Here is an 18,062-nt window from a genome sequence, read left to right on the forward strand (position 1 = left end):
ACCACGCATGAAGCGTTTTAGTGGCTTACACTGCGTTAACCTTACCTTTTGTTACAAGGAACCAAACATGGGCATGATCAGTGAGTTCAAGGCCTTCGCGGTCAAAGGCAATGTCGTCGACATGGCGGTGGGTATCATCATCGGCGCGGCCTTCGGCAAGATCGTCTCGTCCTTCGTCGGAGACGTGGTCATGCCGCCACTGGGCCTGTTGATCGGGGGCGTGGACTTCAGCGACCTGGCCATTACCCTGAAGGCTGCCGAAGGTGATGTACCAGCGGTGGTGCTGGCGTATGGCAAGTTCATCCAGACCGTGATCGACTTCCTGATCGTGGCCTTTGCCATCTTCATGGGGGTGAAGGCAATCAACCGGCTCAAGCGTGAAGAAGCCGTGGCACCGACTGCGCCGCCTGTGCCGACTGCCGAGGAAACGCTGCTGACCGAGATTCGCGATTTGCTCAAGACGCAGAACCAGAACCGCTTGCCTTGAGATAGCCGGGGGCTGCTTTGCAGCCCATCGCCGGCAAGCCAGCTCCCACAGGGACCGCGCAATGCTCAAGCCCTGCACAGTACTTGTGGGAGCTGGCTTGCCAGCGATGGGCCGCAAAGCGGCCCCAATTACCAATAATTTTCGACCGCCACCTGCCCTGGCCGTTTGCTCAGGCTCAGTTGCAGGTCACGCGCCTTCAGCACCTTGCGCGTCTCGTCGATCATCTCCGGATTGCCGCACAGCATCACCCGCGAATGCTCCGGTGACAGCTCCAGCCCTGCGGCCTTCTCCAGTTCGCCATTCTCGATCAGCGTGGTAATCCGCTGATTCAATGCACCCGGATGCTGCTCACGTGTCACCACCGGGATGAACTGCAACTTGCCAGCAAACTCGGCCAGGTAGTCGCGCTGCTCCAGCCCGGCGATTTCATCCACATAAGCCAGCTCTTTCGCTTCGCGCACCGAGTACACCAACTTGATGCTGTCGAAACGCTCCCAGGCCTCGAAGTCCTGCAGAATCGACATGAATGGTGCAATACCCGTGCCCGTGGCCAACAGCCACAAGTCACGCCCCCCGACAAAGCGGTCGAGGGTGAGGAAACCAAACGCCTGGCGGTCGATCAGCAGGGTGTCGCCTGCGCCCAACCGGCTCAGCTCGCTGGTGAACTCGCCGCCCGGCACCACGATGGAGAAGAAGTCGAGGTGCTCGTCATGCGGTGCGCTGACCATGGAATAGGCGCGCCACACCACACTGCCATCGGCCTTGGTCACGCCCAGGCGGGCAAACTGGCCGGAACGGAAGCGGAACCCCGCATCGCGCGTAACCCGCAGGCTGAAGAGGTTCGGCGTCAACGGCTGAACATCGAGCAGGGTCTGGCGGGTGAATTTTTCGGCGCTTGCGGTCATATCGGGCTCCAGGGTTGGCGAGTGCACAGTGTCGCTTAAAGTGGCCCGGATAAAAACCACCGCTTTGTAAGGCCTCATCAAGGGCGATCGTGCCGAACCCTCAGATAATCCTGATCGCTATAACAAAAAAATCCCAACAAGGTGGTAGGACTTTTCCTACAATCATCCGGGTACTCAAACGGATTGGATCCTGCCCCCCAAGGAGTGCTTCAAATGCTTCATTGGAGACCCGAACACCTGCATGTGTTCGTTAGCGAGCGATGCCCAAGGAAGTTGTTCGACATCGCAGTGCACTTGGCTCAGGACTTGGGCATGGAATACCTCGGGCTGAATATTCGCATCCAGATCGCCACGCAGACCCCCAGGGTTTACCTCTACAGCAATTACCCGAACGAATGGATCGAGCGCTATCAGCGTGACGAGTTCTACAAACAGGACCCCGCCGCAAACGTGAGCCACAGCTCGACGATGCCAGTGCTGTGGACAGACGAGCTGTATCGCGAAGCCCCTCGGTTTCGCGAAGAGGCTTGCCAATATGGCCTGCGTCATGGCTGGACACAGTCGCTGCACGACTTACAGCACAACGAGAGCCAGATCAGCGTAGCCAGACCCGCCGGCAACATCGACATTACCGAACTCTACGACAAAGCCGGCAGCGTGCAGTGGCTGTGCCACACCCTTCACGCCGTACTGGGCGAGCACCACCTGAACGCACTGTGCCCACCCCAACCCAAAATGAGCGATCGGGAACTGGAAGTGCTGAAATGGTCAGCCGCCGGCAAGACCGCTGCCGACGTGGCCTGCATTCTGTCGCTGTCGCAAAGCACGGTTAACTTTCATATCCGCAGCGTGATCACCAAGACCAACGCAGCAAACAAAGCCGGTGCCATCGCCATCGCCGCCCTGCGTGGCTGGATCTGACCTACAAACCTGCGACCTTGGGCAAAGCCCTGTAGAATCGCCCGGCAAAGCCCGGGGCGAACCGCAACGGGCAGTTTCATACCCGAGCCAGACGCCATGCCCCTGTTGACCACCCCCTACGCCGAACTCGACCTGATCCGCCAGCCGGAGCAGGCCAACGACCCGCTGCAGGCTTTCGACGCCGCCGACGAGTACCTGCTTGCGCAGCTGCACGAACAGGCACCCGACGCCAACTGCCGCGTGCTGGTGCTCAATGACAGCTTCGGTGCCCTGGCCGCCAGCCTGGCGGGCCGGTTGCAGGTAGTCAGCAGTGGCGATTCGCACCTGGCGCATCTGGCCCTGGAAAAAAACCTGGCGCGCAATGGCTTGCCGTTCGACAGCGTGCCGTTCGTACCGGCCAGTGAACACTGGCAAGGCCCGTTCGACCGGGTGCTGGTGCGCGTGCCAAAAACCCTGGCACTGCTCGAAGAGCAATTGATTCGCCTGCAAGGCCACTTGGCGCCAGGGGCGCAGGTGATTGCCGGGGCGATGATCAAGCACTTGCCGCGCGCAGCCGGTGACCTGATGGAAAAGTACATCGGCCCGGTGCAGGCCTCGCTCGCGCAGAAAAAGGCGCGCCTGCTGACGGCAACGGTGGCCCGACTACCGGCCGCCCGCTCGCCCTACCCTAGCCGTTATCGCCTTGAAGCGCCTGCGCTGGAGCTGGTGAACCACGCCAACGTGTTCTGCCGTGAAGGGCTGGATATCGGCACCCGGGCATTCCTGCCGCATCTGCCACGTGACCTGGGCAACGCGAGGGTGGCAGACCTGGGCTGCGGTAATGGCGTACTGGCGATTGCCAGTGCACTGGCGAACCCCGATGCCGAGTACACGCTGGTCGACGAGTCGTACATGGCGGTGCAATCGGCACGGGAGAACTGGCAAGCTGCACTGGGCGAACGCCCGGCAACCTTTGTCGCAGCTGATGGGTTGGCCGGGGTGGAGAAGCAGTCGCTGGACGTGGTGCTGTGCAACCCGCCGTTCCACCAGCAGCAGGTGGTGGGGGATTTCCTGGCCTGGCGCATGTTCCAGCAGGCGCGTGAGGCGCTGGTGGTGGGTGGGGCGCTCTACATCGTGGGTAACCGGCACCTGGGGTATCACAGCAAGCTGGCGCGGTTGTTCCGGGGGGTGGAACAGGTGGCAGCGACGCCCAAGTTCGTCATCCTGAAAGCCCGCAAATAGGCTTTTGGGGCTGCTTTGCAGCCCATCGCGACACAAGGCCGCTCCCACAAGGTCCTGCGTATGCCGATCCGTGTGGGAGCGGCCTTGTGTCGCGAAAGGGGCGCAAAGCGCCCCCATCGGTTCAATGGGTGGTAAGGCCCGCAGCCCCCATGAACAAGCGCATCACCCACGCCGCCACACCCAACGCCGCCACGCTCATCGCCCAGATCAGCAGCAGCCAACCCAGCCGCTGCCACAGCGGTTTCTTCTCTTCCAAGCCATGTTTGCCGGTCATCATGCGGTCCTCCTAGTGATAGCCGTCTTCATGGGTCACCTTGCCGCGGAACACGTAGTAGCTCCAGAAGGTGTACATGAGGATGAACGGCAGGATGAATAACGTGCCCACCAGCATGAAGCCCTGGCTTTGCGGTGGCGCCGCAGCATCCCAGATCGAGATCGACGGCGGGATGATGTTCGGCCACAGGCTGATGCCCAGGCCGCTGTAGCCAAGGAAGATCAGCACCAGGGTGAGCAGGAACGGCGTGTAGTGCGCGTTGCGCGCCACCGCCTTGAGCAACCCGTAGAAGGTCACCAGCACCAGCAGCGGTACCGGCATGAACCAGATCAGGTTAGGCATGCTGAACCAGCGGTCGGCGATCTGTGGATAAGCGATGGGGGTCCACAGGCTGACGATACCGATCACCACCAGCAGCACCAGCGCCAGCGGCCGGGCCATGTCGTGCATCTTCTGTTGCAGTGGCCCTTCGGTCTTCATGATCAGCCAGGTGCAGCCCAGCAGCGTGTAGGCCACGATCAGCCCCAAGCCACAGAACAGGCTGAACGGGGTAAGCCAATCGAGGGTGCCACCGGCAAAATGGCGGTCGACCACCTTGAAGCCTTCAAGGAAGGCACCCAGTGCCACCCCCTGGAAGAAGGTGGCGACCAGCGAACCCCAGATGAACGCCTTGTCCCAGATGTGCCGCTTGTCGGCTTTGGCCTTGAAACGGAACTCGAAGGCCACGCCGCGGAAGATCAGCCCGATCAGCATCAGGATCAACGGCAGGTACAGGGCTTCGAGCACCACGGCATAGGCCATCGGGAACGCCCCGAACAGCCCCGCACCACCCAGGATCAGCCAGGTTTCGTTGCCGTCCCACACCGGGGCGACAGTGTTCATCATTACATCGCGGTCCTGCTCGCCCTTGACGAAGGGGAAGAGCATGCCGATACCCAGGTCGAAGCCGTCCATCACCACGTACATCATGACGCCGAAGATGATGATCACCGCCCAGATCAGCGGAAGGTCGATACCCATGGCTCAGTCCTCCTTGCTCAGGCTGGCAGTCTTGGCCTCATGGCCATCATCGGCGGCAGACAGCGGCCGCGCCGGCGTACGTTTCTGGCCAGGGCCGCCCGGTGTGTGTTCGTCACCTTCGCCGGTCTGCGGCCCTTTGCGCACCAGGCGCATCATGTAGCCAAGGCCGGTACCGAACAGGGCGAAGTACACCACCACGAACGCCACCAGGGTGAAGCCAAGCTGTGCATAACTGTGGTTGGACACGCCATCCGCCGTGCGCATCAGGCCATATACCACCCAGGGCTGGCGCCCAATTTCGGTGGTGAACCAGCCGGCCAGCAACGCGATCAGCCCGGAAGGCCCCATCCATAGCGCCAGGTACAGGAACGGGCGCGAGGTGTAGAGCGTGCCGCGCTTGCGCAGCCACAGGCTCCACAGGCCGACGAAGATCATCAGGAAACCAAGCCCGACCATGATGCGGAACGACCAGAAGACGATGGTCGAGTTGGGCCGGTCCTCAGGCGGGAATTCCTTCATCGCCGGCACCTGCTTGTCCAGGCTGTGGGTGAGGATCAGGCTACCGAGCGCCGGGATTTCCAGTTTGAAGTGCGTGGTTTCGGCCTTCATGTCGGGGATACCGAACAGGATCAACGGGGTCGGCTCGCCGGGCACGTTCTCCCAGTGGCCTTCGATGGCAGCGATTTTCACCGGCTGGTGCTTGAGCGTGTTCAGGCCATGGAAGTCGCCGATCACCGCCTGGATCGGGGCAACGATCAGCGCCATCCACATGGCCATCGACAGCATCTTGCGCACCGCCGGGTTGTCACGCCCGCGCAGCAGGTGCCAAGCCGCCGAGGCGCCGACGAAGAACGCCGTGGAGACGAACGCAGCGGTGGCCATGTGCATCAGGCGGTAGGGGAAGGAGGGGTTGAACACCACCGCAAACCAGTCCACCGGTACCACCCGGCCATCGATGATCTCGTGGCCTTGCGGGGTTTGCATCCAGCTGTTGGAGGCGAGAATCCAGAAGGTGGATACCAGCGTGCCCAGTGCCACCATGCAGGTGGAGAAAAAGTGCAAGCCGCGGCCAACACGGTTCCAGCCGAACAGCATGACGCCGAGGAAGCCCGCTTCGAGGAAGAAGGCGGTCAGCACCTCGTAGGTCAGCAATGGCCCGGTCACGGCGCCGGCGAACTCGGAGAAGCGGCTCCAGTTGGTACCGAACTGGTAGGCCATGACCAGGCCCGAGACCACGCCCATGCCGAAGTTGACGGCGAAAATTTTCGACCAGAAGTGATAGAGGTCACGGTAGACCTGGTTGTGGGTCCGCAGCCAGAGGCCTTCGAGGACTGCCAGGTAGCTCGCCAGGCCAATGGTGATGGCCGGGAACAGGATGTGGAACGACACGGTAAAGGCAAACTGCATTCGGGCGAGCTCTAGGGCCTCTATTCCGAACATGGTGCTTCCTCTTCAGATAATCCGGCGTCCGGGCTTGTGGCCCCAGTCGCCCACTGCCCCCACTGGGTCGAGTACGGCGTGTTGGAATTGTTCTGTTCGATCGCAGGGATTCCGGCCCAAAGGGCCTATTCGTTGAATCTGGAACGATTGATCCAGATCAACGAATGCTAGGAAGCATAGTCCCGAATGGCCCGGCAAGCCGTGTGGTTGATTGCCGCGTGACCGGTTGCCCCACCCTCTTTCATTACGTGTGAAAAAGTGCCGATTCGGGCAAACAGTAACCGTTTGTTACAAACAGATGATACGCTGCGCAACCCCTCTACTGCGCCGAGGCCCCTGGTTTCCGATGTCTGATTCCGCACCGCAGTTGTTACGTCACCACCGCCCTTTCCTGGCGTTCTGGCTGGCCCGCGTGTTTACCGCCAGCGGCTTCCAGATGCTCACCGTGGCCATTGGCTGGCACCTCTATCAATTGACCGGCAACGTGCTGGACCTGGGCCTGGTCGGCCTGGTGGAATTTGCACCACGGGTGCTGTTCATGCTGCACACCGGGCATGTGGCCGACCGCTATGACCGGCGCAAAGTCGCCGCCCTGTGCCAGAGCCTGCAGGGGTTGATCGCCCTGGCGCTGGCGGTGGGCAGCGCCACTGACAACGTCACCCGCGAACTGATTTTCGCCCTGGCATTCCTGCTGGGCGCTACACGCTCGTTCGAAATGCCGGCGACTCAGGCGCTGTTGCCCAACGTGGTGCCGCCTGGGCTGTTCCCGAGGGCGGTGGCGGCGTCGGCGTCAGCCACCCAATCGGCGACTATCGTGGCGCCAGCGGTGGGCGGCTTCCTGTATGCCTTTGGCAGCATCTGGGTGTATGGCCCCACCGTGGCCCTGTACGCCATCGCCTGCGTGCTCACCCTGAGCCTGCAGGCACGCGGCCAGGTCGTGCAGCGCGGGCGGGCCAGCATCGAATCGCTGCTGGCCGGCATTCGCTTCATCCGCAGCCGGCCTGACATCCTCGGCGCTATCTCGCTGGACCTGTTCGCCGTTCTGCTGGGCGGCGCCACCGCGCTGCTGCCGGTGTTCGCCAAGGACATCCTGCTGACCGGCCCGCTGGGCCTTGGCCTTTTGCGTTCGGCGCCGGCAGTGGGCGCATTGCTGATGTCGGTATGGCTGGCGCGCTTCCCGTTCGAGCGCAACGTGGGGCGCACCATGTTCACGGCAGTCGGCGTGTTCGGCGTGGCGACCATCGCCTTCGGCCTGTCGACCTCGTTCTGGTTCTCACTGGCGGTGCTGGTGGTGCTGGGCGCGGCGGACATGATCAGCATGGTGATTCGCGGGGCTTTCGTGCAACTGGAAACGCCGGATGAAATGCGCGGGCGGGTGAGCGCGGTGAACGGGTTGTTCATTGGTGCCTCGAACCAGCTCGGTGAGTTCGAATCGGGGGTGACGGCGCACTGGTTTGGCACAGTGCCAGCGGTAGTGATGGGCGGAGTGGGCACGTTGGTGGTGACCGGGGTGTGGATAAAACTGTTCCCGACACTGGCCAAGCGGGATCGGTTGCATAACGGTTGAGCGGTGACCTGTACTGGCCCTATCGCCGGCAAGCCAGCTCCCACAGGTACACCACAGTTTCCGAATGCTGTGCAGTACCTGTGGGAGCTGGCTTGCCGGCGATAGGGCCGGTACAGGCGATAGAAAATCCCATTCCCAACGGCCATAGGCCCCCGCCAAGCATGCTGGTATGATGCGCGGCTTTTTTCCTCCCCACACAAAACCACGGCAACCGGTACGGTCTGTGCTTTGCTGATGGGGTCGATACATTCATGGCGCCGGGGGCGCCTTGGGGAGCGGGCATGCTGGAAAGGCTGTTTCAACTAAAAGCACACAACACCAATGTGCGCACCGAGATTCTCGCGGGCGTCACCACCTTCCTGGCCATGGCCTACATCCTGTTCGTCAACCCGAGCATCCTCGGCGAGACCGGCATGGACAAAGGCGCGATCTTCGTCGCCACCTGCCTGGCCGCAGCCATCGGCTCGGTGACCATGGGCCTGATCGCCAACTACCCGATCGCCCTGGCGCCGGGCATGGGCCTGAACGCATTCTTCACCTACACCGTGGTGCTGCACATGGGCCACACCTGGCAAGTGGCGCTGGGTGCGGTGTTCCTGTCGGCGGTGATGTTCTTCCTGTTGTCGATCTTCCGCATCCGCGAATGGATCGTGAACAGCATCCCGCTGCCGCTGCGCTCGGCGATTGCCGCCGGTATCGGCCTGTTCCTGGCGCTGATCGCGCTGCATAACGCCGGCATCGTCGTCGATAACCCGGCTACCCTGGTGGGCCTGGGCGACCTCAAGCAGCCGGCTCCGATCCTCGCCACCCTGGGCTTCTTCCTGATCGTGGGCCTGGAGTCGCTGAAAGTGCGCGGCGCCGTGCTGATCGGCATCCTGGCGGTGACCATCGCCTCGATCGTGATGGGCGTGACGCCGTTCGGCGGTATCGTCTCCATGCCGCCGTCGCTGGCGCCAACCTTCCTGCAACTGGACATTGCCGGTGCGCTGGACGTAGGCCTGGTCAGCGTGATCTTCGCCTTCCTGTTCGTCGACCTGTTCGACAACTCCGGCACCCTGATCGGCGTGGCCAAGCGCGCCGGTTTGATGGGCAAGGACGGCCACATGCCGAAAATGGGCCGCGCCCTGATCGCCGACAGCACCGCCGCCATGGCCGGTTCGCTGCTGGGCACCTCGACCACCACCAGCTACATCGAGTCCGCTGCCGGCGTGAGCGCCGGTGGCCGCACTGGCCTGACCGCCATCGTGGTTGCCGCGTTATTCCTGCTGGCGCTGTTCTTCGCCCCGCTGGCCGGTAGCGTGCCGGCCTTTGCCACCGCCCCGGCGTTGCTGTTCGTCGCGGTGCTGATGGCTTCGGGCCTGGCAGAAATAAACTGGGACGACGTCACCGAAGCCGCACCGGTGGTGGTGACCGCCCTGGCCATGCCGCTGACCTACTCGATCGCCAACGGTATCGCCTTCGGCTTCATTTCCTGGACCGCCGTCAAGCTGATCTCCGGCCGCCACCGCGACCTGAACCCGGCCCTGGTGATCCTCTCCATCCTGTTCGTCATCAAGCTGGGCTGGTTCAACGCATGAGTGCTGCTTTCGACCCCTCCTCCTACACCACCCAGCTGGAAGCCAAGGTGGCCCGGCTGCGCGAGCTGCTGGCGCCCTTCGGCGCGCCGGAGCCGGCTGTTTTCGACTCGCCGCGCGAGCACTACCGCCTGCGCGCCGAGTTCCGTCTGTGGCGCGAGGATGGCCAGCGCCACTACGCCATGTTTGCCCCGGGCGAGAAGCACAAGGCAATCCTGATCGAGGATTTCCCCATTGCCAGCCAGCGCATCAATGCGCTGATGCCGCGCCTGAGGGCGGCCTGGCAGGCCAGTGAAGAACTGGGCAACCGCCTGTTCCAGGTGGAGTTCCTGACCACCCTGGCCGGCGATGCGATGATCACCATGTGCTACCACCGCCCGCTGGACGAGGCGTGGGAAGTGGAAGCGCGGCAACTGGCTGAAGCGCTGGGTGTTAGCGTGATTGGCCGCTCCAAAGGCAAGCGCCTGGTGATCGGCCGCGACTATGCGGTGGAAAAGCTCGACGTGGCTGGCCGTGTGTTCAGCTATCGCCAACCGGAAGGCGCGTTCACCCAGCCTAACGGCGCGGTAAACCAGAAGATGCTGAGCTGGGCGTTCGACGCCATCGGCGAGCGTGAAGACGATTTGCTGGAGCTGTACTGCGGCAACGGCAACTTCACCCTGCCGCTGGCTACCCGCGTGCGCCAGGTGCTGGCGACCGAAATCAGCAAGACTTCGGTCAATGCCGCGCTGAGCAACCTCGACGAGAACGCTGTGGATAACGTGCGTTTGGTGCGTTTGTCGGCAGAAGAGCTGACCCAGGCGCTGAATGAGGTGCGGCCGTTCCGTCGCCTGGAAGGCATCGACCTGAAAAGCTACGACTTCGGCACCGTGTTCGTCGACCCGCCGCGCGCGGGGATGGACCCGGACACCTGCGAGCTGACCCGGCGTTTCGAGCGGATTCTGTACATCTCGTGCAACCCGGAAACGCTGGCGGCGAACATTGCCCAGTTGCAGGACACCCACCGCATCGAGCGGTGTGCGTTGTTTGACCAGTTCCCCTACACCCACCATATGGAGAGTGGGGTTCTGCTGGTTCGGCGGTAGCCTTCAGATCGCCGGGGCTGCTTTGCAGCCCATCGCAGGCAAGCCAGCTCCCACACCGACCGCGCTGCCCTCAAGGCCTGTGCAGTAACTGTGAGAACTGTCTTGCCAGCAATGGGGCCCGACAGGCAAGCCAAGAAAGCCGCCCCACATCGAACGGTGTGGGAGCTGGCTTGCCGGCGATGGGGCGCGAAGCGGCCCCAAGCTTTAATCAGAAGTCGAAGAAGACCGTCTCCCCTTCCCCCTGAATACGGATATCGAAGCGATACGCCGTCTTCCCGTCCACTTCGCAACGCTTGGCAATCAACGTCTCACGCCGCTGTGGCTGCTCGATCAGGTTCAGCACCGGGCACTTGGCGTTGGCCTGGGCTTCGTCATCGAAGTACAGGCGCGTGTGCAGGTGAATGTTGATGCCCCGGGCAAACAGGCTGATGTTGATGTGCGGCGCCATCGGCACGCCAGCCGCGTTGTTCACCACGCCCGGCTTGACCGTGTGCAGCGTCCACTCGCCGGCATCGAAGGTGGTGGCGGTGCGACCAAAGCTGTTGAAGGCGTTTTCCAGGTTGTAGGCATCCTGGTATTCGCCGTTGGCGTCGGCTTGCCACACTTCCAGGAACGAGTCGCGCACCAGGTGGCCGTTGCCGTCATACACCTGGCCGATCAGCAGAATGTGCTCGCCCGGCGCGTCTGGCTTGGCCAGGCGGTTCCAGATTTCCTGGTCGCGGGTCGGGTTGCCGGCCGCTTCCAAGGCCAGGCCGATGTGCACGTAGGGGCCGGCGGTCTGCGAAGGGGTTTCCGGCAGCAGTTCGATTGGCATGGCGGGGTCCTCAGCAGTTTTCGAAGTGGGTCTTGCGCTGGCCGCGCAGCACGATGTCGAAGCGGTAGGCCAGGCAGTCCATCGGGTTGGCGTTGCTCATGTCGAGCTTGGCGATCAACTGCTGCACGGCTTGCGGGTTGGCGATCGACTTGACGATCGGGCACATCGGGATCAGCGGGTCACCCTCGAAGTACAGCTGGGTGATCAGCTTGGTCGCAATCGACGGGCCGCTGATGGCGAAGTGGATGTGCGCCGGGCGCCAGTCGTTAGGGCCGTTGCGCCATGGGTACGGGCCCGGCTTGATGGTGCGGAAGCTGTAGTAGCCGTCACGGTCGGTCAGGCAACGGCCGACACCACCGAAGTTCGGGTCCAGCGGAGCCAGGTAACGGTCGTTCTTGTGGCGGTAGCGGCCGCCAGCGTTGGCTTGCCACATCTCCACCAGAGTATTCGGCACAGGCTTGCCGTACTGGTCGACGACGCGGCCGGCAACGATGATGCGCTCGCCGATTGGCAGGCCACCGTTGTTGAAGTTCAGCAGCAGGTCATGGTCGTGGGCACCAAAGCCCAGGTGGGAAAAGTCTGGCCCCGTGGTTTCGCTGATCGACTGTGGGATGCTGACCAGTGCCTGGCGCGGCGAGCGGGCAATGGACGTCTTGTAGTCAGGCGTAAGGGCTTTGGGGTGCCAGTTGCGATCACGGATCACGAAGCGGCTGTTGTCCTGTGCGGGCATGCCGGTTTCCTCTCTTGGAATTATGTGAAGGCCTGGGCGTGGCAGGCGGACTTGCAGTTTCTGACAAGTCGCGCGCGATGAATATTGAAATCAGGCACCTTAAACATAACCATATGGTTATGGATTAACACCTTGGCCTGACACCTGCCGCTGTCGTGAACTAATCTTTGTCTTCTTGTTTCACGCTCGGGAGAGCACTCATGGAATGGCGAAAAGGCCGACGCAGCGACAACGTGGTCGATGCCCGAGGCGAAGGTGGCGGTGGCGGCGGCATGCGTTTCGGCGGCGGCAAGGGGCTGGGGCTTGGGGCGATCCTGCTGATCGTCGGCATCGGCTGGCTCACCGGGCAGGACCCGCTGCAGATTCTTGGCCAGCTCGCCGGCCAGATGGAGCAGCAACAGACGCAGGTTGCACCGAGTGGTGCGGGTGGCAAGGCGCCACCGGCCAATGACCAGCAGGCCGAATTCGTTGCCTCGATCCTGGGCGACACCGAAGACACCTGGAAAGCCTTGTTTGCCGAAGCCGGCAAACAGTACCGCGACCCCAAGCTGGTGCTGTTCAGTGGCCAGGTCAATTCAGCCTGTGGTTTCGCCTCGGCGGCAGTGGGGCCGTTCTATTGCCCGGCAGACCAGCGGGTGTACCTGGACATGTCGTTCTTCCGCGAAATGGAAACCCGCTTTGCTGCCGCTGGCGACTTCGCCCAGGCCTACGTGATCGCTCACGAAATCGGCCATCATGTGCAGACCCTGCTGGGCGTTTCGGCCAAGGTGGATGCCGCGCGCCGCAACGGCCAGCGCATGGAGGGCGACAACGGCTTGCTGGTGCGCCAGGAACTGCAAGCCGACTGCCTGGCCGGTGTGTGGGCCTACCAGGCGCAGAAGCGCCTGAACTGGCTGGAGCCGGGTGACGTTGAAGAAGCGCTGAATGCTGCCAACGCCATCGGTGATGACCGGTTGCAGCAGCAAGGCCGCGGGCGCGTGGTGCCGGACTCGTTCACCCATGGCACTTCGGCGCAGCGGGTGCGCTGGTTCAAGGCCGGGTTTGCCCAGGGCGAGGTGAACAGCTGCGATACCTTCAGTGCGCGTAACCTTTGAGACTGATTGGGGCCGCTTTGCAGCCCCAATTTATCCAGTTACAAATCTGCTGAAAAAGCGTTTCAGCTTCCGCAATCATTGCCGATAACCCCTGCACGAATCAGCGGGCATCCAGAACAACAACGCCTGGCGATCGAAGATCAAGAGAGCGAAAACTACTTCTGGAGAGCGTGCATGAACAGCTGGTTCGCCAACATCAGCGTCAACCTCAAACTCGGCCTGGGCTTCGGCCTGGTGCTGGTCCTCACCGGCCTGCTGGCCCTCACCGGCTGGACCAGCCTGGGCAGCCTGATCGACCGCAGCAACTGGATGGGCGACATCGGCCAGCTGAACAAGGATCTCACCGACCTGCGCATTGCGCGCCTGCAGTACATGATCGCCAACGGCGACGATGCCGCCGCCGCCAACACCCAGACCAAACTGGACGCATTCAGCAAGCAACAGGCCTACCTGGCCAGCACCTTCAAGAGCCCGGAAAACATCAAGCTGCTGAATGAACTGGGCGAAACCATCAGCGCCTACAAGCTGTCGCTGAACAAGATGCGCCAGGGCTACGACGCCACCCGTACCGCGCGCACGGCGATGGACAGCTCGGCAACCCGCGCCGACCAGGCCATGGATGTGCTCAGCCAGGAAGTGATGGCACGCCCCGAGGCCGACAGCGTACGCCTGGCCCAGTACCAGCTGATCAGCAAAGCCCGTCAGCAACTGCTGCAGGTGCGCATCGATGTGCGCGGCTACATTGCCGACAACACTGCCGCCAACGAGCAGGCCGCCCTGCGCCAGCTGGATGCGGCGCTGGCCGATATCGACAACCTCAAGCGCCAGCTACCCGCCGAAGATGCTCGCCTGCAACAGTTCGAGCGCTCGGTGCTGGCCTACCGCGACGCCGTCCGCCAATTCCGCGACGCAGTCGCCGACATCACCACCTCACGCGCCGAAATGACCGTACAGGGTGCCGACATCGTCAAGCGCAGTGATGCGCTGTACCAGATCCAGCTGGAGCGCCGCGACATCGAAAGCACCCAGGCCCGCAGCCTGCAAGCCATCGCCACGTTGCTGGCGCTGTTGGTTGGCGTGCTGGCAGCGGTGCTGATCACCCGCCAGATCACCGGCCCGCTGCGTGAAACCCTGGGCGCGGTGGAAAAGATCGCCAGCGGCGACCTTACCCAGCACCTGCGCGTCACCCGCCGCGATGAGTTGGGCGTGTTGCAGCAAGGCATCGCACGCATGGGCACCACCCTGCGCGAGCTGATCACCGGCATTCGCGATGGCGTCACCCAGATCGCCAGCGCCGCCGAAGAGCTGTCGGCAGTCACCGAACAGACCAGCGCGGGCGCCAACAGCCAGAAGGTCGAGACCGACCAGGTGGCCACCGCCATGCACGAAATGGCCGCCACCGTTCAGGAAGTGGCACGCAACGCCGAGCAGGCCTCGCATGCCGCCACCGGTGCCGACGACGAAGCCCGTGCCGGCGATCGCGTGGTGGGCGAGGCGATTGGCCAGATCGAGCGCCTGGCCGAAGACATGCACCGCTCCACCGAAGCCATGAACCTGCTGCAGCAGGAAAGCCAGAAGATCGGCAGCGTGATGGACGTGATCAAGTCGGTGGCCGAACAGACCAACCTGCTGGCGCTGAACGCAGCGATCGAAGCGGCGCGTGCTGGCGAAGCCGGGCGTGGATTTGCCGTGGTTGCCGACGAAGTGCGCGGCCTGGCGCAGCGCACGCAGAAGTCCACCGAAGAAATCGAAGAGCTGATTGCCAGCCTGCAACATGGCACCCAGCAAGTGGCGAACGCCATGCAGGGCAGCCGTACCCTCACCGACAGCAGCGTCGAGCTGGCACGCAAGGCCGGGGCTTCGCTGGAGAGCATCACCAGCACGGTGTCGAGCATCCAGTCGATGAACCAGCAGATTGCGGCGGCGGCAGAGCAGCAGAGCGCGGTGGCTGAAGAGATCAGCCGCAGCATTCTGAATGTGCGCGATGTGTCGGAGCAGACGGCAGCGGCCAGTGACGAGACGGCGGCGTCCAGCGTGGAGCTGGCGCGGCTGGGTGGGCAGTTGCAGACGCTGGTCAGCCAGTTCCGCGTCTGACCTCAAGAACCTGGGGCCGCTTTGCGGCCCATCGCCGGCAAGCCAGGCTCCCACAGAGACAGCACAAGCCTCAAGGGCTGCGGCGTACCTGTGGGAGCTGGCTTGCCGGCGATAGGGCCGTCACAGGCAACGACTTACTTGACGATCATCCCCACCCCACGCCCACGCGGATCGGAGGCGGTCTCAAGCTTCGTCCCGTCCACCCGGATCGCCTGGATATCCCCCATCTCCCAGCCCTGATCCTCCAGCACATAACCCATCTTCTTCAACTTATCAGCCTCCGGTCCGGTCAACGGCGCATAGGCATCAAAGTAAATGGTGTCCTTGGGCAGCAACTGATGGTGCACGCGCTGCGCCGCCACCGCCTTGTCCAGCGGCATGCCGTAGTCGTACAGGTTGTTCATCACCTGGAAGATCGAGGTAAAGATCCGCGAGCCACCCGGCGTGCCGATCACCAGCGCCACCTTGCCATCGCGGGTCATCAGGCTAGGGCTCATCGACGACAGCATGCGCTTGCCCGGTTCGATGGCATTGGCATCGCCCCCCACCACACCAAAGGCATTCGCCGCCCCCGGCTTGGCGCTGAAGTCATCCATCTCGTCGTTGAGCAGGAAGCCTGCCCCCTTCACCACCACGCCACTGCCGTAGTCGAGATTGAGGGTGTAGGTGTTGCTGACCGCGTTGCCCTGCTTGTCGACGATGGAGAAGTGCGTGGTCTGGTGCGGCTCAAGGCCAGGCTTGACCTTGTCGGTGTCGGAAATGGCCTTCGGGTTGACCTGCGCGGCACGCTTGGCCAGGTAGTCCTTGGCCACCAGTTTATCCACAGGTACCTTGGTGAACGCCGGGTCACCGAGGTAGTCGGCGCGGTCGGCGAACACGCGCTTCTCGATCTCGGCCAACAGGTGGATGTACTGCGCCGAGTTGTGCGCTACCCCTTTGAAGTCCGCCGCGCGGTCTTCCTTGATGCCCAGCAGCTGGGCCAGGGCCACACCGCCAGAGCTTGGCGGTGGCGCGGTGTAGACTACGTTGCCACGCCAGCTCACGGCCATCGGCTCACGCCATACGGCCTTGTAGTCCTTCAGGTCTTCTTTGGTGATCAGGCCCTTGTCGGCCTTCATCTGCGCCACCAGCAGGTCGGCGGTCTTGCCTTGGTAGAACTCGCTCACGCCCTTGTCGGCGATGCGCTCCAGTGTCTGGGCCATTTCTGGCTGTTTGAACAGTTCACCGACCTTCATGTTGCCGAAGTAGTCGTTGAAGTTGGTCGCCGTCTTGAACATGCCTTGGGCATCGTTGCGGTACTGGTATTGCTTTTCCGCCACCTTGAAGCCGTTTTTCGCATAGCCGATGGCCGGGGTCAGCAGCTCGCTCCAGGGCAGCTTGCCGAACTTCTTGTGTGCCTCCCACAGGCCCATCACGGTGCCGGGCACACCTGCTGCACGCACCCCGACCAGGCTGAGGTTCTCGATGACTTCGCCCTTGTCATCCAGGTACATGTTGCGCGTGGCGGCCTTTGGCGCGACTTCGCGGTAATCGAGGAAGTAAGGCTTGCCGTCGACGAACAGGGTCATGAACCCGCCACCACCAATGTTGCCGGCTTCAGGGTACGTCACCGCCAAGGTGAAGGCAGTGGCCACCGCGGCATCCACCGCGTTACCACCCTTTTTCAGAATATCGGCAGCCACCTGTGCACCATATTGATCGGGGGCAGCCACCGCGCCACCCTCCAGCGTGGCGGCGTAAACCGAGGAACAGCTCAGGATCGCGGCTGCGAGAGCCAGGTACTGGAACGGAACAATACGCATGACACTTCCTTGGTGTTGTTTTTGTTGAGCAGTCAGTAAGGCCGAAGCGGTTCGACTGCGCAATAACACGTAGGAAGTTTCGCCGCCTGCGGACAGGATCTGTCGCGTTCAGGCAACTCAGCAGGCGTACATCGCCAGCTTGCGCTGGATGAAATCAAGGAAGCACTGGATACGCAATGCCAGCTGGGTGTTGCGGTAGTACACCGCGTGAATCGGCTGGCGATAGCCATTGTTGGCCTCGCTCAGCAGCACCTGCAGGCGCCCGGTGCGAATGTCCTCGTGGGTCATGAAGTGCGACAGACTGACGATGCCCTCGCCGGCCAGCGCCAGCTGGCGCAGGGTCTCGCCACTGGAGGCGATCAGCGCCGGGCGAATGCTCCAACGGTCACCCTGGGCATGGCGCAGTGGCCACTGGTTGAGCGATTCGGGCTGGCTGAAACCCAGCAGGCAATGATTGGCCAGGTCCTCGACCTGCTGCGGTGTACCGTGCTGCTCAAGGTAAGCCGGGCTGGCCAGCACCTGCACCGGGCTGCAACCGAGGTTGCGTGCGTGCAGGCTGGAGTCGGCCAGCTCACCGATGCGGATGGCCACGTCGGTGCTCTGCTCCAGCAGGTCGATGATCAGGTCGTCGGTGTTCAGCTCCAGCTCGATACCCGGGTACTGGCGGCGAAACTCGCCGATCCACGGCAAGATGGCATGCAGCATGAACGGCGCGGCCGCATTGATGCGCAGGCGCCCGGTAGCGGTCTGGCGGTTCATCGACAGGCGCTCTTCCATCTCGTCCATCTGCTCCAGTACCTGCCGCGAACGCTCAAGGAAAAAGCGCCCTTCCTCGGTCAGGTCCATACGCCGGGTGGTGCGGTTGACCAAGGTAGTGCCGAGCTTGCCCTCCAGGCGCGACAAGGTACGGCTGACGGCGGACGGGGTCTGGCCCATCTGCTCGGCAGCGGCAGAGATCGAGCCGCAGTCGATGACAGCGACGAACACCTGGAGCTCTTCGGATCGGGTTTTCACATTCTGGCCTGCGGCAGCTA

Annotated in this window: 16 protein-coding genes; 8 read left to right on the forward strand and 8 right to left on the reverse strand. The window is 62.8% G+C overall.

Annotation, left to right across the window (positions count from 1 at the left end):
- Window positions 1–67 precede the first annotated feature (67 nt).
- A complete protein-coding gene (gene mscL, locus N436_RS27140; RefSeq protein WP_060499987.1) occupies window positions 68–487 on the forward strand; it encodes a large-conductance mechanosensitive channel protein MscL in 420 nt (139 codons plus the stop codon).
- 128 nt (window positions 488–615) lie between these two features.
- On the opposite strand, the gene N436_RS27145 is transcribed toward mscL, so the two are convergent.
- Complete coding sequence (locus tag N436_RS27145; protein ID WP_028699862.1) at window positions 616–1,392, reverse strand: ferredoxin--NADP reductase; 777 nt, start codon at window positions 1,390–1,392, stop codon at window positions 616–618.
- A 213-nt stretch (window positions 1,393–1,605) separates the two neighbouring features.
- On the opposite strand from N436_RS27145, the gene N436_RS27150 reads away from it, so the two are divergent.
- Window positions 1,606–2,313, forward strand: coding sequence for an autoinducer binding domain-containing protein (locus N436_RS27150; protein ID WP_110742401.1), 708 nt, complete (start codon window positions 1,606–1,608; stop codon window positions 2,311–2,313).
- Between the two features lie 96 nt (window positions 2,314–2,409).
- Window positions 2,410–3,534, forward strand: a complete 1,125-nt coding sequence (locus tag N436_RS27155) for a methyltransferase (protein WP_110742402.1) — start codon at window positions 2,410–2,412, stop codon at window positions 3,532–3,534.
- Window positions 3,535–3,655: 121 nt separating this feature from the next.
- Here N436_RS27155 and N436_RS27160 read toward each other — a convergent pair whose 3' ends face one another.
- Genes N436_RS27160 through N436_RS27170 form a run of 3 tightly spaced genes read right to left on the reverse strand, consistent with a single transcriptional unit; the run spans window position 3,656 to window position 6,268 of the window.
- Window positions 3,656–3,811: a DUF2474 domain-containing protein gene (locus N436_RS27160; protein ID WP_016713451.1), complete on the reverse strand. Its 156-nt coding sequence runs from the start codon at window positions 3,809–3,811 to the stop codon at window positions 3,656–3,658.
- Between the two features lie 9 nt (window positions 3,812–3,820).
- A complete protein-coding gene (gene cydB, locus N436_RS27165) occupies window positions 3,821–4,828 on the reverse strand; it encodes a cytochrome d ubiquinol oxidase subunit II (protein ID WP_016713450.1) in 1,008 nt (335 codons plus the stop codon).
- A 3-nt stretch (window positions 4,829–4,831) separates the two neighbouring features.
- Window positions 4,832–6,268, reverse strand: a complete 1,437-nt coding sequence (locus tag N436_RS27170) for a cytochrome ubiquinol oxidase subunit I (protein WP_025754001.1) — start codon at window positions 6,266–6,268, stop codon at window positions 4,832–4,834.
- Window positions 6,269–6,614: 346 nt separating this feature from the next.
- Here N436_RS27170 and N436_RS27175 point away from each other — a divergent pair, with 346 nt between their 5' ends.
- The 3 genes from N436_RS27175 to trmA all read left to right on the forward strand — a co-directional run bounded on the left by N436_RS27175 (window position 6,615) and on the right by trmA (window position 10,494).
- Window positions 6,615–7,835, forward strand: coding sequence for an MFS transporter (locus tag N436_RS27175; RefSeq protein ID WP_105947016.1), 1,221 nt, complete (start codon window positions 6,615–6,617; stop codon window positions 7,833–7,835).
- A gap of 281 nt (window positions 7,836–8,116) precedes the next feature.
- On the forward strand, window positions 8,117–9,412 hold the full coding sequence (locus N436_RS27180) for an NCS2 family permease (protein ID WP_110742403.1): 1,296 nt from the start codon (window positions 8,117–8,119) through the stop codon (window positions 9,410–9,412).
- The gene (trmA, locus tag N436_RS27185; RefSeq protein ID WP_110742404.1) at window positions 9,409–10,494 is read left to right on the forward strand and encodes a tRNA (uridine(54)-C5)-methyltransferase TrmA; all 1,086 of its coding nucleotides are present in this window, start codon (window positions 9,409–9,411) and stop codon (window positions 10,492–10,494) included. Before N436_RS27180 ends, trmA begins: the two co-directional genes overlap by 4 nt.
- A 208-nt stretch (window positions 10,495–10,702) precedes the next feature.
- Here trmA and pcaG read toward each other — a convergent pair whose 3' ends face one another.
- Window positions 10,703–11,308 carry a protocatechuate 3,4-dioxygenase subunit alpha gene (gene pcaG, locus N436_RS27190; RefSeq protein WP_012274187.1) on the reverse strand — a complete coding sequence of 202 codons (606 nt, stop codon included), beginning with the start codon at window positions 11,306–11,308 and terminating at the stop codon, window positions 10,703–10,705.
- Window positions 11,309–11,318: 10 nt separating this feature from the next.
- On the reverse strand, window positions 11,319–12,038 hold the full coding sequence (pcaH, locus tag N436_RS27195) for a protocatechuate 3,4-dioxygenase subunit beta (protein WP_003251597.1): 720 nt from the start codon (window positions 12,036–12,038) through the stop codon (window positions 11,319–11,321).
- Between the two features lie 200 nt (window positions 12,039–12,238).
- Here pcaH and N436_RS27200 point away from each other — a divergent pair, with 200 nt between their 5' ends.
- On the forward strand, window positions 12,239–13,132 hold the full coding sequence (locus tag N436_RS27200) for a neutral zinc metallopeptidase (protein WP_016713442.1): 894 nt from the start codon (window positions 12,239–12,241) through the stop codon (window positions 13,130–13,132).
- 174 nt (window positions 13,133–13,306) lie between these two features.
- Window positions 13,307–15,226: a methyl-accepting chemotaxis protein gene (locus tag N436_RS27205; protein WP_110742405.1), complete on the forward strand. Its 1,920-nt coding sequence runs from the start codon at window positions 13,307–13,309 to the stop codon at window positions 15,224–15,226.
- Window positions 15,227–15,360: 134 nt separating this feature from the next.
- Here the strand turns inward: N436_RS27205 and ggt are convergent, their stop codons facing one another.
- Window positions 15,361–17,028, reverse strand: coding sequence for a gamma-glutamyltransferase (gene ggt / locus N436_RS27215; RefSeq protein WP_105947021.1), 1,668 nt, complete (start codon window positions 17,026–17,028; stop codon window positions 15,361–15,363).
- Between the two features lie 117 nt (window positions 17,029–17,145).
- Window positions 17,146–18,042, reverse strand: coding sequence for a LysR family transcriptional regulator (locus N436_RS27220; RefSeq protein ID WP_028699858.1), 897 nt, complete (start codon window positions 18,040–18,042; stop codon window positions 17,146–17,148).
- Window positions 18,043–18,062 lie beyond the last annotated feature (20 nt).

Origin of the sequence: Pseudomonas sp. RV120224-01b (assembly GCF_003208145.1) — a bacterium.
Taxonomy (GTDB): Bacteria; Pseudomonadota; Gammaproteobacteria; order Pseudomonadales; family Pseudomonadaceae; genus Aquipseudomonas; species Aquipseudomonas monteilii.

Bases quoted from the DNA above. Each gene is read 5' to 3' on its own strand.
- mscL (WP_060499987.1), top strand. From the start codon at position 68: ATGGGCATGATCAGTGAGTTCAAGGCCTTCGCGGTCAAAGGCAATGTC.
- N436_RS27145 (WP_028699862.1), bottom strand. From the start codon at position 1,392: ATGACCGCAAGCGCCGAAAAATTCACCCGCCAGACCCTGCTCGATGTT.
- N436_RS27150 (WP_110742401.1), top strand. From the start codon at position 1,606: ATGCTTCATTGGAGACCCGAACACCTGCATGTGTTCGTTAGCGAGCGA.
- N436_RS27155 (WP_110742402.1), top strand. From the start codon at position 2,410: ATGCCCCTGTTGACCACCCCCTACGCCGAACTCGACCTGATCCGCCAG.
- N436_RS27160 (WP_016713451.1), bottom strand. From the start codon at position 3,811: ATGATGACCGGCAAACATGGCTTGGAAGAGAAGAAACCGCTGTGGCAG.
- cydB (WP_016713450.1), bottom strand. From the start codon at position 4,828: ATGGGTATCGACCTTCCGCTGATCTGGGCGGTGATCATCATCTTCGGC.
- N436_RS27170 (WP_025754001.1), bottom strand. From the start codon at position 6,268: ATGTTCGGAATAGAGGCCCTAGAGCTCGCCCGAATGCAGTTTGCCTTT.
- N436_RS27175 (WP_105947016.1), top strand. From the start codon at position 6,615: ATGTCTGATTCCGCACCGCAGTTGTTACGTCACCACCGCCCTTTCCTG.
- N436_RS27180 (WP_110742403.1), top strand. From the start codon at position 8,117: ATGCTGGAAAGGCTGTTTCAACTAAAAGCACACAACACCAATGTGCGC.
- trmA (WP_110742404.1), top strand. From the start codon at position 9,409: ATGAGTGCTGCTTTCGACCCCTCCTCCTACACCACCCAGCTGGAAGCC.
- pcaG (WP_012274187.1), bottom strand. From the start codon at position 11,308: ATGCCAATCGAACTGCTGCCGGAAACCCCTTCGCAGACCGCCGGCCCC.
- pcaH (WP_003251597.1), bottom strand. From the start codon at position 12,038: ATGCCCGCACAGGACAACAGCCGCTTCGTGATCCGTGATCGCAACTGG.
- N436_RS27200 (WP_016713442.1), top strand. From the start codon at position 12,239: ATGGAATGGCGAAAAGGCCGACGCAGCGACAACGTGGTCGATGCCCGA.
- N436_RS27205 (WP_110742405.1), top strand. From the start codon at position 13,307: ATGAACAGCTGGTTCGCCAACATCAGCGTCAACCTCAAACTCGGCCTG.
- ggt (WP_105947021.1), bottom strand. From the start codon at position 17,028: ATGCGTATTGTTCCGTTCCAGTACCTGGCTCTCGCAGCCGCGATCCTG.